Origin of the sequence: Pseudomonas orientalis, assembly GCF_001439815.1 — a bacterium.
Classification (GTDB): domain Bacteria; phylum Pseudomonadota; class Gammaproteobacteria; order Pseudomonadales; family Pseudomonadaceae; genus Aquipseudomonas; species Aquipseudomonas orientalis.
Genome location: NZ_JYLM01000001.1, coordinates 82,119 through 97,657 on the forward strand (window position 1 = coordinate 82,119; position 15,539 = coordinate 97,657).

Genomic DNA, 15,539 nt, shown 5'->3' on the forward strand with positions numbered 1-15,539 from the left:
TGGATTTCTATTCCAAGGCAGGCAACCAGACCTGCCCTGATGATCAACCGTGAGCCTGAGGAATAACCCAACCTTTTTGGAGAACCGCCATGAGCGCCAACGTCGACCAGAACAACCGCCCCGACTACGACCAGGCCCTGCAGGACATTGCCGACTATGTCCTCACTTACCGAATCGAGTCCCAAACCGCCCTGGACACCGCGCGCAACTGCCTGATGGACACCCTCGGCTGCGGCCTGCTGGCGTTGCGCTTTCCAGAGTGCACCAAACACCTGGGGCCGATCGTCGAAGGCACCGTGGTGCCGTTCGGCGCACGGGTGCCGGGCACTTCGTTGCGGCTGGACCCGGTCAAGGCCGCCTGGGACATCGGCTGCATCGTGCGCTGGCTCGACTACAACGACACCTGGCTTGCGGCTGAGTGGGGTCACCCTTCGGACAATCTGGGCGGCATCCTCGCGGTGGCTGATCATCTGTCGCAGAAACGCGTGGCCAATGGCGACGCACCGCTGAGCGTACGCGCCGTGCTGGAAGCGATGATCATGGCCCACGAAATCCAGGGCGTTATTGCCCTGGAAAATTCTTTTAACCGCGTCGGCCTCGACCATGTGCTGCTGGTGAAAGTCGCCTCGACGGCGATCACCGCCAAGCTGATGGGCGCCAGCCGTGAGCAACTGCTCGCCGCCTTGTCCCATGCGTTTGTCGATGGGCAAGCGTTGCGCACGTACCGCCATGCGCCCAATGCCGGTTCGCGCAAGTCCTGGGCGGCGGGCGATGCGTCGAGTCGCGGGGTGCGTCTGGCGGATATCGCGTTGCGCGGCGAGATGGGCATACCCGGTGTACTGAGCGCGCCGCAGTGGGGCTTCTACGACGTGTTGTTCAGCCACACCAACAAGGACCTGGCCCTCAAGCCTGAGGATCAGCGCCGCTTCAGGCTGTCCCGGCCCTACGGCACCTACGTCATGGAAAACGTGCTGTTCAAGATCAGCTTCCCCGCTGAATTCCATGCGCAGACTGCCTGCGAAGCGGCGGTCACCTTGCATCCGCGGGTCAAGCAGCGCCTGCATGAAATTGAACGCATCGTGATCACCACCCACGAGTCGGCCATTCGTATCATTTCCAAGGTGGGCCCATTGGCCAACGCCGCGGACCGTGACCATTGCCTGCAATACATGACCGCCGTGTCCCTGGCCTTCGGCGACCTGGTGGCCGAACACTATGAAGATCCATTCCATGCCGCCCATCCGATCATCGATGCGCTGCGCGGGAAAATGGTCATCGTTGAAGACCCGCGCTACAGCCGCGAATACCTGGAGGCCGACAAGCGCTCCATTGCCAATGCGGTGCAGGTGTTCTTCACCGACGGCACCTGCACCGAGCAGGTGGCGGTGGAGTATCCGATTGGTCATCGCCGTCGGCGGGTGGAGGGCATCCCCTTGCTGGAAGACAAGTTCAGGAACAACCTGGCGACACGCTTCCCTGCGCAGCGCAGCGCCGAGATTTTTGCCCTGTGCAAGGACCAGGCACGGCTTGAGGCTACCCCAGTCAACCGTTTCATGGACCTGTTCATGATCTAGAAAACAACGCGGTCAATGTGGGAGGGGGCTTGCCCCCGATAGCTGAGTGTCAGTCAGTGCATCAGGTGACTGACCCACCACCATCGGGGGCAAGCCCCCTCCCACATTTTTTGTCCGTGTTCAGCCTTCAAACCGCAAAATCACCCTGCGGTTGTGCTTGCTCTTCTTTTCGATCTTCTCGCAGAACACCCGGCCGATTTCCTCGGTATTGAGCACATGGGTACCGCCGCACGGCTGGATATCGATGCCCGGGATTTCAATCACTCGCACCGAACCCTGAATGACCGGCGGCGCAACGGCCTGGGTGCGGGTGATCTGCAGCAGGGTGGTGTACTCGGTCGCGGCCATCGACAGGGTTTGGACCGGGTGCGCCTGTTCGATCAGTGCGTTGAGATCGCGCGTGATGCTGTCCTTGTCCAGGGTCATTTCCGGCAAGTCGAAATCCAGGCGGCCCTTGTCCGCGCTGATGCTGCAACCGGTGACGGGCGCGTCGATGATCGAACACAGCAAGTGCAGGCAGGTGTGCATCTTCATATGCTGGTAGCGGCGCTCCCAGTCCAGGCCGGCGTCTACCTGGGCGCCGGCGATCAGTTGCGCCGGGCAATGTTCCACTTGATGCCAGATGATCGAGCGCAGCACCGGATCGCGCACCGTGCCGGTGATCTGCACGCGCGTGCCGTCGGCCAGGGTGAGGTGCCCGGTGTCGCCTGGTTGCCCGCCGCCGGTGGGGTAGAACAACGTGTGCTCCAGCGCGACGCCGTGTTCGCTGACGGCAATCACCCGGGCGCTGAAGACGTTTTGATAAGGCGCGCTGTCGAACAGCGCCAGGGTTTCCATGGTATGCACGGACATGTTCAACCTCCGACGATCAGTGGGCTGGCTTGCAACAGGTGACGCACCATCGCACTCAAGCCAGGGGGGGAGAGCAGGGTGATTTCGAACGCCGGCCCGCAGACTTTCAGGTTCAGCGGCAGGCGCGGCAGTTGTTCGCCGAGGTCGAGACGGCGCAGGCGAAATTGCAGGTGATGACGCTCTTTCACCGTGGGTTCGAGCATCAGCCCCGGCAGCGGATGAAAGTCGGCGTCCAGCACCGTGACCTTGTGCCCCGCATCGACCTCGCCGACCACGTGCAGGCGCTCATCCAGAGCGAATGCGCCGAGGTAGCTGCTGTGCTCCGATTCATCGTTTTTCTGCAACTGGATCTGGTTGACCACCTTGACCTTGGTGCCCGCCGGCACGTCCTGGGTAATGACGCAGGACGGGCTGATAAACACGTTGTCACCGATCTGCACATAGCCCAGCACCCGCGCTCCGGCGCCGACCTCGACATTGTTGCCCAGGCGTGGATGGCGCTTGCCGTCCGGGTTGTTGGCGATACCGCGAGCGCCCAGGGTCACGCCACAGAGGATGTAACAGTCGTTGCCGATCTCGCAGGTTTCACCAATGACCGTGCCGTAGCCATGGTCCAGCACGAAACGCCGGCCGATGCGCGCAGCCGGGTGGATCTCGGCCCCGGACAGGATCTTGCCCTGGTTGCTGAGCTTGAGGGCCATGCGCGTAAACATGCCGTGGGCGGGCTCCGGGAAATGCCACACCAGGTGCGCAAGCCGGTAGAACAACACCGCCTTGAACGAGGCATAGGATTCCAGGATCAGCTCACCGCGTCCGCGCGACGCCGGGTCGCGATAGGCGTAGGCGATCAGGTCCTCGGCCACCGCCTGGGCGGCGTTCTGGACCAGCGGCGCCAGGTGCGGTTCCAGCTGCTTCATCTGCCCGGGCGTCAGGGTCTGGATGAGGTGGGTCAGCAACTCATCGTGCAGCTGTTGCATGTCGATAAAGCCTCCCATGGAGGCACCCCCGCATTCTGGTTGGTTGGGTAACCGGTTATTCGAAACTGGGCAGGTAGCTGTCGGCATTGTCGTAGACCATGGTCAGCACCACCGTTTCGGGCGGCAGTTCCGGGGCGAGCTGGGCGATGGCGACCATGTTGGCGGCCGAGGACAGCCCCAGGCTGATGGCGTCGGTGCGCATGATGCGTTTGATCATCTCCAGGCACGCGGCATGCGATACCTTGAGCATGCCGTCCAGTACGTCCAGGTTGAGAATGCTTGGGATCAGGCCGATCGACAGGCCCTGGATGGCGTGCGGCGCGTGCCGGTCCTTGAGCAGGTCGCATTCCTCCGGCTCCACGCCCATGATGCGCAGTGCCGGCCAGGCGGCCTTGAGGGTTTCGCCGATACCGGTGATATGCCCGCCGGTGCCGATGCCGCTGACGAAGTAGTCCACACGCCGCTCGCCAAAGGCGCGGAGGATTTCCGGCGCGGTGGTGTCGCGGTGGGTCTGCGGGTTGGCGCCGTTGCGTTGCTGGTTGAGCATCACGTAGTTGGGGTTTTCCAGCAGCAGCTCCATGCACTTTTCGCCGTGGGAGTTGTTACCCAGGCGGCTGTCCGAGAGCACCACCCTGGCGCCATACAGGCGCAGCAGTTTCTGTTTTTCCGGGCTGTAGTTGTCCGGAATCACCAGCACCACTTTGTAGCCGAGCACATTGCCGGCCATCACCAGGCCGATGCCGGTGTTGCCACCGCTGGGTTCGATAATGGTTTGCCCGCAGTCGCGCATCAGCACGCCACGGCGTTCGGCGTCGAGGATCATGCCCAGGGCGATGCGCGCCTTGTGGCTACCGCCCGGGTTGAGGGATTCCAGCTTGGCGTAGACCTCGATGCCGAGGTCTTCGGAAAACTGCGCCAGACGCACGATCGGGGTTTGGCCGATCACCTCGAGAATGGAGTTATGCAGCATCAGTGGGCCCCCGGTCAGTACAGCGGCATGTCGGGTTCGACGTCGCGCACCCAATGTTTCATGCCGCCCTGCAGGACTTTGGTGTTGGCGAAGCCCGCCGCCAGCAAGGTGCTGGCGGCCTGCTCGGCGCGGGTGCCGGCGTAGCAGATCAGGTAATGGGTGTTGTCGCGGCTCAGGCTGCCGAGCTGCTCATCCAGCTCGGCCAGGGGGATGTGCACCACGCCCGGCAATTTGCACACTTCCAGTTCGCTGGCGTCGCGTACGTCGAGCAACACGTCGGCGCTGCGGGGGTTGTCGATCACTTGCTTGAGCACGCGGGGCTCGATATAGCGCTCTTCGGCCAGGGACGGTTGGCTCGGCACGGCGTCCGCGCACACCGCCGGCGTGGCGGTCTCGCTGTGGCGCAGGTCCGAGCAGCACGGGCAGTCGGGGCGGCGCTTGAAGCGAATCTCGCTGAACTTCATGGCCAGCGCATCGAAGCGCATCAAGCGCCCGGACAACGGGTCGCCAATGCCGATGAGCAATTTGATCGCCTCGGTCGCCTGGATCATGCCGACCACCCCCGGCAACACGCCGATGACCCCGCCGGCGCTGCAATTGGGCGCCAGCTCTGCGGGCGGGGCCTTGGGGAACAGGCAGCGATAGCACGGCCCGCCCTTATAATTGAGCACGCTGATTTGCCCGTCGAAGCGGTAAATGGCACCGTATACCAGGGGCTTGCCCAACTGCACGCAGGCGTCATTGACCCGGTAGCGGGTATCGAAATTGTCCGTGCCGTCGATCACCAGGTCGTAGTCGCCCACCAGTTCCAGGGCGTTGTCGGCAGTGAGCGCGGTGTTGTGTGTGTTGATCTGGATATGGGGGTTCAGATCCTGCAAACGCTGCCTGGCGGACTCCACCTTGGGCATGCCCAGGGTGCTGGTGCCATGTACGATCTGGCGTTGCAGGTTGCTGCTTTCCACCACGTCGAAGTCCACCAGCCCCAGGGTGCCGATGCCGGCCGCCGCCAGGTACAGGCTGATGGGTGAGCCCAGGCCGCCGGTGCCGATGATCAGCACCTTGGCTTTCCTCAGGTTCAACTGACCTTCACGGCCGACACCGGGCAAGGTGATATGGCGTACGTAGCGTTGTACTTCTTCGTTGCTCAAGGTGTCGACGTCGATGCCGCCGGAGGTGGCGAGCAACACTTCGATCCGGGCTTGTTCGGGCAGCGGCTCGTCGGCGTCGATCAGTTCTTCCTCGGCGGTAAACAGAAAGTGTTCCTTGAGGTGATTGTTCTTCTCGTGAAACAGATGCGGGCGCAACTGTGGGTGACTGTCGCAGAGGTTTTCAATGACTTCGCGCAATGTCGACCCGGCGCCCTCGAGGGTCGATTGCGGCAGCTTGGCCACGCGAACCAGAATGTCGGGGAAAGAGACAGCGTTCATGGACAACTCCGTGTGCAGGTCGTTGAAAGGTTGAAGGGCGAACTGCTTGCCATCCCAGGCAAACAGCTTGGACCCCAGGGCCCGGCCCCGGCGAACATCCACCACCAGGTAGCTGACGGGGTAGATCGGCTCGCCCAGGAACAGCGCCTTGTCCTGGTCTTCATCACTGAAATAGGCACCGACATCCGGGTGCGAGTGGTAGATCACCACCACCGGGTTGTCGCTGCGAAGTGCCTTGTTCAGCAGCAGCGTATCGGCGACTGAAAAGGTGTAGCCGTTGGCCGCGCTGCGCGGGTACATCTGCGGGTTCCTGTGGTGCAGCTCGTTCTGGATATTGCTGCCCAGGTACACACTGCCGTCGGCGAAGATAAAGCCGCAGCACTCCTCGGGATAGCTGCGGCTTGCGTGGGCGTAGATCTGTTCCAGGGCTTTTGGGCGGAGGACGTCCATGTTTCTCTCGCGTTGCTGGGTGATAGGGGGAAGGGTCAATTTTTCTTGGCCAGCAGTTTTTCAATGGGCAACTTGGTGATTGCAAAACCGGCCAGCAGGATCGCCGAGTACAGCATCAGGTCACGGGAAATCGCCACGCCTTCGTACCAGGCGCCGATGATCACCGCGAATACCGGAAAGATGATGAACACGAATGACAGGATGATCGGACTCAGGCGCTTGAGCAGCATGAAATACACAATGAAACCGCCCACCGAAGCCACCAGCCCAAGGTAGAACAGCGCGCTCCAGGAGCGCAGGGTGATGGCGTCGAAGGTCGGGGTTTCAAACCACAGGCCGGCCACGAACAGCATCAGCCCGGCAATGCCGATGGGCAGGGTGTTGTAGGTGATCACACTGATGGCGCTGCCCTTTTGCTTGGTAATCACGTAGCACAAGGCATGCATGATCGCGGCGGTCAGAATCGCCAGTACGCCGAAGAATTCGGCATGGTCCAGGTGCAGGCCCTGGCTCTTGATGATCATGTAGAGGCTGCCGAAACCGATGCCGATGCCGATCACCTGGGACAGGTAGATGCGCTCACGCAGGAACAGCGCGGAGAAAATCAGAATGAACACCGGCATGCAGCTGAACAGCAGGGCCGTCAGGCCGGACGAGACGTGCATCTCGCCGTAGTTGAGCAGGTAATAGGGAATGCTGAAGTAGGACAGGGTCACGAACACGAAGAACCAGCGGCTTTCCCGTGGGAACAGAATCGGCTCGCGGCGCACCAGGGCAAAACACAGGAACAACGGGAAGGCGATCAGGAAGCGCAGGCCGGCGGACGTCAGCGGCGGCACGCTTTCCACGGCAATCTTGATGCCCAGCCAGGTGGTGCCCCAGCTCAGGCACACGATCAGGAACATGATGCTGGTGACCAAGCCGGCCAGCCACTGTTTCGGGGTTTTGGTTTTCGCGGTGTTTTCAAGAACGGCGGACATTGGCATCGTTTATTGCTTCCCTGAGCCGGAATTGAACTCTATATTGAACTTGTTATAAGTGATTCAATCCGGTGATTGAACCCGCAAAAGCACACTATTAGGGCGAATGATGACTGTCAAAACAAATATTGACATGGTGTCAATTATGCGTGAGGGGTTGTCCAACGGTCAGGGCGTGAAGTACAAGCGCCTGTCCGATGTCATGGAAAGGGGCATTCTTGAAGGCACGATTGAACCGGGAAGAAAACTGCCGCCCCATCGGGTGCTTTCCGACAATCTGGGCGTGACCATCGGCACCATCAGCCGGGCCTACGGTGAGCTGGAGCGGTTGGGGTTGGTGGTGGCGCGCGTGGGTGACGGCACCTTCGTGCGCAAGCGTGGGATGGAGCGCCAGCGTGATGAAGGCTTTCGCAACGTCAGCGAGGAGCCACGCCAGTATTTCGACATGAGCCGCAACATGCATATTCCGGGTCAGGAAACGGTATTCCTCGCCCAGAGCTTCCAGACCCTGTCGACCAACGGCAAATTTCTCCAGGACATCAGCGCCTATACCCCCGATGCGGGTCTGCCGCGCTACCGCGAGGCCGGTGCGCAATGGCTGGTGCAGCGCGATTTTCATCCGATTCCCGAGCAGGTCATCTGCGTCAATGGCGGCCAGCACGGCTTGCTTTGCGCAATGATGGCGCTGCTGCGCGCCGGCGACACGGTGGTCACCGAGCAATTGACCTACCCAGGATTGATCACCGCCGCGCGCATGCTGGGTGTGCGGCTGATCGGGCTGGAAATGGATGAAGAAGGCGTGCTGCCGGGGGCGCTGGATGAAGTCTGTCGAAATCACCGAGTTTCGGCGTTGTATTGCACGCCGACGATCCAGAATCCTACAACCGCAGTGTTGTCGGTCCCGCGCCGTGAAGCGTTGGCCAAGGTCTGTCGTGAACATAATCTGCTGATTCTGGAAGATGAGGCCCATGGAGTGCTGGTGGAGGATCGTCCTCCGCCCCTGAGTTACTTCGCCCCTGAGCGTACGATCCTGATCAGCAGCTTGAGCAAAGCGGTATCGGCCGGGTTGCGCGTGGGCTATGTGCATGCGCCGCCAGCGCTGGTCAGCCGGATTTCGGCGGCATTGCGTTCGACCTGCTGGATGGCCACCCCGGTGACCCTGGAACTGGCGACCCAATGGATCGAAAACGGCACGGCCGAATACCTGCTGCGCCAGCAGATCAACGAGATAAGCCGGCGCAAGGCTTTGGTCGAAGGCTTGTTGAGCGGACTGCAGTACCGCACTCACCTCAACAGCCCGCACTTCTGGATCGAGGTGCCGGAACCCTGGCGCGCGTCGGAAATCGAGGCGGAACTCAAGCAGAACAATTACCTGATCGCGACCGCCGAAGCGTTTGCCGTGGGACAGACGGCGGTGCCGCAGTTTATCCGGGCGAGTATTTGCAACACGTCGGGGGATGATCAGTTGCTGCGGGCCGGGTTCGATGCGCTGGCGACGGCGCTGGGGCAGGGGGGTGGAAGGTTCCACCTGTAGCCGGACTGACACAATTCGGTCGTGTGGGAGGGGGCTTGCCCTAATGCCAGTCAGTTAAGCGAACGAAATGCTCAAAGCAGCGAAGATCAAATGTGGGAGGGGACTTGCCCCCGATAGCTGAGTGTCAGTCAGTGCATCAGGTGACTGATCCACCGCCATCGAGGGCAAGCCCCCTCCCACAGGTTCAGCGGCGTAGCAGAAGTTTCGTTCACACCGATAGGGCAATGCAGGTCACTTGAACCGCCGCTCCACACCTTTCTCCACCAGAATCTTCGCCGAAATCTCTTCCACCGAAAAATGCGTGGAATTGATGTGCGCAATATTCTCGCGCCGGAACAGATTTTCCACTTCGCGCACTTCGAACTCACACTGGGCGTAACTTGAATAGCGGCTGTTGGGCTTGCGTTCGTTGCGGATCGCGGTGAGGCGGTCCGGGTCGATGGTCAGGCCGAACAGCTTGTGCGAATGCGCGCGCAGGGCGGCGGGCAGCGTCAGGTGTTCCATGTCGTCTTCGGTCAGCGGGTAGTTGGCCGCGCGAATACCGAATTGCATGGCCATGTACAGACAGGTCGGGGTCTTGCCGCAGCGCGACACGCCCACCAGAATCAGGTCGGCCTTGTCGTAGTAGTGCGTGCGGGCGCCGTCATCATTGTCGAGGGCGAAGTTCACCGCCTCGATACGCTCCATGTAATTGGAATTATGACCAATGGAGTGTGACTTTCCGACGGAGTAAGAGGAATGTTCGCTCAGCTCCTGTTCCAATGGCGCCAGGAACGTGGAGAAAATGTCGATCATGAAACCATTCGACGTCGCGAGAATCTCACGAATGTCTTGATTGACGATGGTGTCGAAAATGATCGGGCGACAGCCGTCTTTTTCTGCCGCCAGATTGATTTGTTGTACCATGGCCCGCGCTTTATCCACGCTGTCTATATAAGGCCGCGTGAATTTGGCGAAGGTAATGTTTTCGAACTGCGCGAGCAGGCTCTGGCCCAGTGTTTCGGCCGTGATGCCGGTGCCATCGGAAATAAAGAAAGCAGATCGTTTCATTTGAGCCCTGGGCCTTAAGCTGATGGCGAATCTTGGATATGATAGGCGCGATTTTGCCGTCCCGCAGTGGGCCGCATTCTCACTTATTTTCCAGGTCCAGGCCACAAGCGCTGGCGTTCGCTCCTACTGAGCAAGCCGCGTCCTGAGCTTTTCCAACACAGAAAGTGGAGAGATCACCTTGGTAGAGTACGTAGTTTCCCTCGATAAGCTCGGCGTCCATGATGTAGAGCATGTGGGGGGCAAGAACGCATCCCTCGGCGAGATGATCAGTAATCTTGCAGGCGCCGGTGTCTCGGTGCCGGGTGGTTTCGCCACCACGGCCCAGGCTTACCGTGACTTCCTCGAGCTGAGCGGCCTCAACGACCAGATCCACGCTGCGCTGGACGCCCTGGACGTCGATGACGTCAATGCCCTGGCCAAAACCGGCGCCCAGATCCGTCAATGGATCATGGAAGCCGAGTTCCCGGAGAAGCTCAACGAAGAAATCCGCACCGCCTTCGCCACCTTGTCCGCCGGTAACCCGGACATGGCCGTCGCCGTGCGCTCCTCGGCCACCGCCGAAGACTTGCCGGACGCCTCTTTCGCCGGTCAGCAGGAAACCTTCCTGAACATCCGCGGCGTGGAAAACGTGATCCGCGCGGCCAAGGAAGTATTTGCCTCGCTGTTCAACGACCGCGCCATTTCCTACCGCGTGCACCAGGGTTTCGACCACAAGCTGGTGGCCTTGTCTGCCGGTGTGCAGCGCATGGTACGTTCGGAAACCGGCACCGCCGGCGTGATGTTCACCCTCGACACCGAGTCGGGCTTCCGTGACGTGGTGTTTATCACCGGCGCCTACGGCCTGGGCGAAACCGTCGTACAAGGTGCGGTGAACCCGGACGAATTCTACGTCCACAAGCACACCCTTGAAGCCGGCCGTCCGGCCATCCTGCGCCGCAACCTGGGCAGCAAGGCGATCAAGATGATCTACGGCGACGAGGCCAAGGCCGGTCGTTCGGTCAAGACCGTTGACGTCGACAAGGCCGAGCGTGCGCGTTTCTGCCTGAGCGACGCTGAAGTCAGCGAACTGGCCAAACAGGCGATGATCATCGAAAGGCACTACCAGTGCCCGATGGACATCGAGTGGGCCAAGGACGGTGACGACGGCAAGCTGTACATCGTGCAGGCTCGTCCCGAGACCGTTAAGAGCCGCACCTCGGCCAACGTCATGGAACGCTACCTGCTCAAGGAAACCGGCACCGTGCTGGTGGAAGGCCGTGCCATCGGTCAGCGCATCGGCGCCGGCAAGGTACGCATCATCAAGGACGTGTCCGAGATGGACAAAGTCCAGCCGGGTGACGTGCTGGTCTCCGACATGACCGATCCGGACTGGGAGCCGGTGATGAAGCGTGCCAGCGCTATCGTCACCAACCGTGGCGGGCGCACCTGCCACGCGGCGATCATCGCCCGTGAGCTGGGGATTCCTGCGGTCGTCGGTTGCGGCAACGCCACGCAGCTGTTGAAAGACGGCCAGGGTGTGACGGTGTCCTGCGCCGAAGGCGACACCGGTTTCATCTTCGAAGGCGAGCTGGGCTTCGACATCAAGCAGAACTCCATCGACGCCATGCCGGACCTGCCGTTCAAGATCATGATGAACGTCGGCAACCCCGATCGCGCCTTTGATTTCGCGCAGCTGCCGAACGCCGGGGTGGGCCTGGCCCGCCTGGAATTCATCATCAACCGCATGATTGGCGTGCACCCCAAGGCCCTGTTGAACTACGACGGCCTGCCGCTGGACATCAAGGAAAGCGTCGACAAGCGCATCGCCGGCTACAACGACCCGGTAGGCTTCTACGTCGAGAAGCTGGTGGAAGGCATCAGCACCCTGGCGGCGGCGTTCTACCCGAAAAAGGTTATCGTGCGCCTGTCGGACTTCAAGTCCAACGAATACGCCAACCTGATCGGCGGCAAGCTTTACGAACCGGAAGAAGAAAACCCGATGCTGGGTTTCCGTGGCGCCTCGCGTTACATCAGCGAAGCCTTCCGTGACTGCTTCGAACTCGAATGCCGCGCCCTCAAGCGTGTGCGCAACGAGATGGGCCTGACCAACGTCGAAATCATGGTGCCGTTCGTGCGTACCCTGGGCGAGGCGAGCCAGGTGGTCGATCTGCTGGCTGAAAACGGACTGACCCGCGGCGAGAACGGCCTGCGCGTGATCATGATGTGCGAGCTGCCGTCCAACGCCATCCTGGCCGAAGAGTTCCTGGAGTTCTTCGACGGTTTCTCCATCGGTTCCAACGACCTGACCCAGCTGACCCTGGGCCTGGACCGTGACTCCGGGATCATCGCTCACCTGTTCGACGAGCGAAATCCGGCGGTCAAGAAGCTGCTGTCCAACGCCATCCAGGCCTGTAACAAGGCCGGCAAGTACATCGGTATCTGCGGCCAGGGCCCTTCCGATCACCCTGACCTGGCCAGATGGCTGATGGAGCAGGGCATCGAAAGCGTCTCGCTGAACCCTGATTCCGTGCTGGAAACCTGGTTCTTCCTCGCTGAAGGCCAAGCGTCCGCGTAAAGCCGCTACGTCAAAAGTGCCGGTCACCTGTCGAGGGTGACCGGCATTCTTATCTGTACAGGGCGGAACTCCTACCGGACGCCGCCCTTTTTTGTGCAAGAGCATTATGCAAAGCAGCAGCAACCTGTTTCCCGTCGCCCTGATCAGCGCTGAACGTCGCGGTGACCTGAGCGAAGATGTGTACCGCCTCAAACCCGGCAACAGCCCCGACGCTACCGTCGAGCTGGCGGTTACCCGTTTGGGCCTGGCCGATGTCCCGGAAAACCGGGGCACGCCGGTTATTTTCCTGCACGGCAGTTTTTCCAATCGGCGCTTCTGGTATTCGCCCAAGGGCATCGGCCTGGGGGCGCACCTGGCGCGCCGGGGATTTGATGTGTGGATTCCCGAAATGCGCGGCCATGGCTTGTCCAAGCGCAACCACGACTACGTGCGCAACCGTGTGGCCGATTACGCGCGCTACGATTTGCCGGCCATTGGCGCCTTTGTGCACGAACAAAGCGGGCAGGTGCCGCATTGGATCGGGCATTCCCTCGGCGCCACGACGTTGGCTGCGGCGCTGGGTGGGCAAACCTTAGGCGCGCAGTCGGTGGCCTCAGTGGCGTTATTTGGCTGCCAGGTCAGCCGCACGCATTGGCCGTTGAAAATTCCACCGGTGGAGTGGGGCGGTCGATTTATCCTCAAACGTCTGGCCCAGGTGTCCGGCCCACGATTCAAGCGCGGACCGGAGGACGAACCGGCCGGTGTGATGATCGAAGCGCTGCGCTGGAATGGCCTGTTCGGCCGGTTTGGCGATGCCGAGCGCGATTGGTGGAAAGGCCTGGCAGAGGTCGACGTGCCGTTGTTGGCGGTCAGCGCGGCGGGCGATCGGCAGGATCCGGACTGGGCCTGTCGCAAACTGTTCGAGCAAGTCGGCAGCGAGCATCGCCAGTACCTGTGCCTGGGGCGGCAACAGGGTTTTACCGAAGATTTCGGGCATGTACAAATGCTGGTCAGTAAAGCCGCACAGGCACAGGTGTGGCCCTTGGTGGAGCGCTGGCTGAAAGACCCGCTGACACCTGTGTCCGGTACCCGGCCCGAGGTGGCTGTGGCGGTGTGACCAGGCGCGCCTGCGAGGGCGTTTCACTCTTGAGTGGTTGCGGCTAAGATATGACGCCTCAGGCGCTTCTGGTCATATTCAGTCGCGTAACGGCTATTGCGTTGCATTGATTGCGGTTTGATCATGGCCGGCGCCAGTGGCTCGGCATCTAAAGAATGCCTGTTGCAGCACGTTTTTCCTGATGTAGCCGTGAACTGTTCGACCCCTTTTTTGACGACAGGAGTTTCGCGATGGACCATTACGTGACCCCCGACCTGTGCGACGCCTACCCGGATCTGGTACAGGTGCTCGAGCCGATGTTCAGCAATTTCGGTGGCCGAGACTCCTTCGGCGGCGAGATTGTCACCGTCAAATGCTTCGAGGATAACTCCCTGGTCAAGGCACAGGCCGAGCAGCCGGGCGCCGGCAAGGTGCTGGTGGTCGATGGGGGCGGTTCGCTGCGGCGTGCGTTGCTCGGTGACCTGATCGCCGAGAAGGCCGCGAAAAATGGCTGGGAAGGCATGGTGATCTACGGTTGCATCCGCGATGTCGATGTCATTGCCCAGACCGACCTGGGTGTGCAGGCCCTGGCCTCCCATCCGATGAAAACCGACAAGCGTGGCCTGGGTGACCTGAACGTGGTGGTGACCTTTGCGGGCGTGACGTTCCGCCCGGGCGAGTACGTGTACGCCGATAACAACGGGGTGATCGTCTCGCCCAGCCCACTGAAAATGCCTGAATAAATCGCGGTAGCCGAAAGGGATGAGGATGTTCGAGGAAGACAACGCGCAATGGGGGCTGGTGCATGCCCTGGTGCTGGACGGTAAAGGCGGTGCGCGTTCGATTGTCCGGACTGAGCTTGACGCGCTGCAACTGCAGCCCCAGGAAAGCCTGTGGTTGCATTGGGACCGCAGTCATCCGCAAACCCAGACCTGGCTGCGCAAATCCAGCGGTTTGAGCGAATTCGCCTGTGACCTGCTGCTGGAAGAAAATACCCGCCCGCGGCTGCTGCCGTTGCCCGATGCCGAACTGTTGCTGTTTCTACGCGGGATCAATCTGAATCCCGGCGCGGAACCGGAAGACATGGTTTCGGTACGTATATTCGCAGCGGCCAGTCGTGTGATTTCCCTGCGGTTGCGCCCGTTACGCGCCACCGATGAGCTGCTGGTGCAATTGGCCGAGGGCAAGGGCCCCAGGACCGCGTCGGAACTGATCCTTTATATGGCGCAATACCTGACCAACAAAGTGCAGGATCTGGTCACTGGGCTGTCTGAAATCGTCGATGCCGAGGAAGAAAAACTCGATGCCGACGAACGGTACACCCCCGAGCATGGCAGCGTCCTGCAGATCCGTCGGCGAGCGGCCGGGCTCAAGCGTTTCCTGGCGCCGCAGCGGGATATTTTTGCGCAGCTGACGCGGATCAAACTGGCATGGTTCTGCGATGACGACGCCGACTATTGGAACGAGTTGCACAACAGCCTGACCCGCTACCTGGAAGAGTTGGAATTGGCTCGGGAGCGCGTGGGGCTTGTACTTGAGGCCGAAGACCGGCGCTTGAGCCTGCGCATGAACCGCACCATGTACCGCTTCGGAATCATCACCGGCATCTTCTTGCCGATGAGTTTCCTGACCGGCTTGCTGGGCATCAATGTGGGGGGAATACCGTTTTCCGGCAGCCCCTACGGATTCATGATTGCCTGCCTGCTGATGGTCTCGGTGGCGCTGGGGCAATGGTGGCTTTTTCGACGATTACGCTGGGTTTGAACTGAATATGAGCTGAACGTAGGAAAGGGTCGATGTGACCCGATGAATTTTACCCTCGTCTTTTAAATCACTTGCGAGAGGTCTCTATGCACGATCCGTTCGAACAGTCTTTGCGTGACATGCTCAATGCTTCGCCATCCAACCGTGATGACGATGCCTGCCTGGGCCGCGTACTGAAAACCGCCAACCGTCAGGTAGGGGCGGGGGATCTGTTCGGTCTGCTCGGGCGTTGGGTGCCGGCGTTGATGATGGCCCTGAACAACGGTTCGGCCCATGTATCACCGGTATCCCGGAAAAAACCTCTTGCTCGCACTGCTGATAAGGCTGATTGA

Annotated in this window: 13 protein-coding genes; 7 read left to right on the forward strand and 6 right to left on the reverse strand. The window is 60.9% G+C overall.

The window, feature by feature from the left end:
* Nucleotides 1-89 precede the first annotated feature (89 nt).
* Nucleotides 90-1,574: a 2-methylcitrate dehydratase gene (prpD, locus tag TU82_RS00425; RefSeq protein ID WP_057721183.1), complete on the forward strand. Its 1,485-nt coding sequence runs from the start codon at nt 90-92 to the stop codon at nt 1,572-1,574.
* Nucleotides 1,575-1,694: 120 nt separating this feature from the next.
* On the opposite strand, the gene TU82_RS00430 is transcribed toward prpD, so the two are convergent.
* The 5 genes from TU82_RS00430 to TU82_RS00450 are packed head-to-tail and all read right to left on the reverse strand — an operon-like array spanning nt 1,695 to nt 7,179.
* Nucleotides 1,695-2,426 carry an alanyl-tRNA editing protein gene (locus TU82_RS00430; protein ID WP_057721184.1) on the reverse strand — a complete coding sequence of 244 codons (732 nt, stop codon included), beginning with the start codon at nt 2,424-2,426 and terminating at the stop codon, nt 1,695-1,697.
* A 2-nt stretch (nt 2,427-2,428) separates the two neighbouring features.
* Nucleotides 2,429-3,421 carry a serine O-acetyltransferase gene (locus TU82_RS00435; RefSeq protein WP_057721185.1) on the reverse strand — a complete coding sequence of 331 codons (993 nt, stop codon included), beginning with the start codon at nt 3,419-3,421 and terminating at the stop codon, nt 2,429-2,431.
* Between the two features lie 37 nt (nt 3,422-3,458).
* On the reverse strand, nt 3,459-4,373 hold the full coding sequence (locus TU82_RS00440; RefSeq protein WP_057721186.1) for a PLP-dependent cysteine synthase family protein: 915 nt from the start codon (nt 4,371-4,373) through the stop codon (nt 3,459-3,461).
* Nucleotides 4,374-4,387: 14 nt separating this feature from the next.
* A complete protein-coding gene (gene moeB / locus TU82_RS00445) occupies nt 4,388-6,250 on the reverse strand; it encodes a molybdopterin-synthase adenylyltransferase MoeB (RefSeq protein WP_057721187.1) in 1,863 nt (620 codons plus the stop codon).
* Between the two features lie 35 nt (nt 6,251-6,285).
* A complete protein-coding gene (locus TU82_RS00450; RefSeq protein ID WP_162276161.1) occupies nt 6,286-7,179 on the reverse strand; it encodes a DMT family transporter in 894 nt (297 codons plus the stop codon).
* A gap of 160 nt (nt 7,180-7,339) precedes the next feature.
* On the opposite strand from TU82_RS00450, the gene TU82_RS00455 reads away from it, so the two are divergent.
* Complete coding sequence (locus TU82_RS00455; protein ID WP_057721883.1) at nt 7,340-8,764, forward strand: aminotransferase-like domain-containing protein; 1,425 nt, start codon at nt 7,340-7,342, stop codon at nt 8,762-8,764.
* Nucleotides 8,765-8,995: 231 nt separating this feature from the next.
* On the opposite strand, the gene ppsR is transcribed toward TU82_RS00455, so the two are convergent.
* Nucleotides 8,996-9,814 (reverse strand): posphoenolpyruvate synthetase regulatory kinase/phosphorylase PpsR, encoded by an 819-nt coding sequence (gene ppsR, locus TU82_RS00460; protein ID WP_003230310.1) that lies wholly within the window; start codon nt 9,812-9,814, stop codon nt 8,996-8,998.
* 178 nt (nt 9,815-9,992) lie between these two features.
* On the opposite strand from ppsR, the gene ppsA reads away from it, so the two are divergent.
* The 5 genes from ppsA (at nt 9,993) to TU82_RS00485 (ending at nt 15,539) form a co-directional block, all read left to right on the forward strand.
* A complete protein-coding gene (ppsA, locus tag TU82_RS00465) occupies nt 9,993-12,368 on the forward strand; it encodes a phosphoenolpyruvate synthase (protein ID WP_057721188.1) in 2,376 nt (791 codons plus the stop codon).
* 106 nt (nt 12,369-12,474) lie between these two features.
* The gene (locus tag TU82_RS00470; RefSeq protein WP_057721189.1) at nt 12,475-13,464 is read left to right on the forward strand and encodes an alpha/beta fold hydrolase; all 990 of its coding nucleotides are present in this window, start codon (nt 12,475-12,477) and stop codon (nt 13,462-13,464) included.
* Nucleotides 13,465-13,694: 230 nt separating this feature from the next.
* Complete coding sequence (gene rraA, locus TU82_RS00475) at nt 13,695-14,186, forward strand: ribonuclease E activity regulator RraA (protein ID WP_057721190.1); 492 nt, start codon at nt 13,695-13,697, stop codon at nt 14,184-14,186.
* Between the two features lie 25 nt (nt 14,187-14,211).
* A complete protein-coding gene (locus TU82_RS00480) occupies nt 14,212-15,207 on the forward strand; it encodes a zinc transporter ZntB (RefSeq protein WP_057721191.1) in 996 nt (331 codons plus the stop codon).
* Between the two features lie 86 nt (nt 15,208-15,293).
* Nucleotides 15,294-15,539 carry a hypothetical protein gene (locus TU82_RS00485; RefSeq protein ID WP_057721192.1) on the forward strand — a complete coding sequence of 82 codons (246 nt, stop codon included), beginning with the start codon at nt 15,294-15,296 and terminating at the stop codon, nt 15,537-15,539.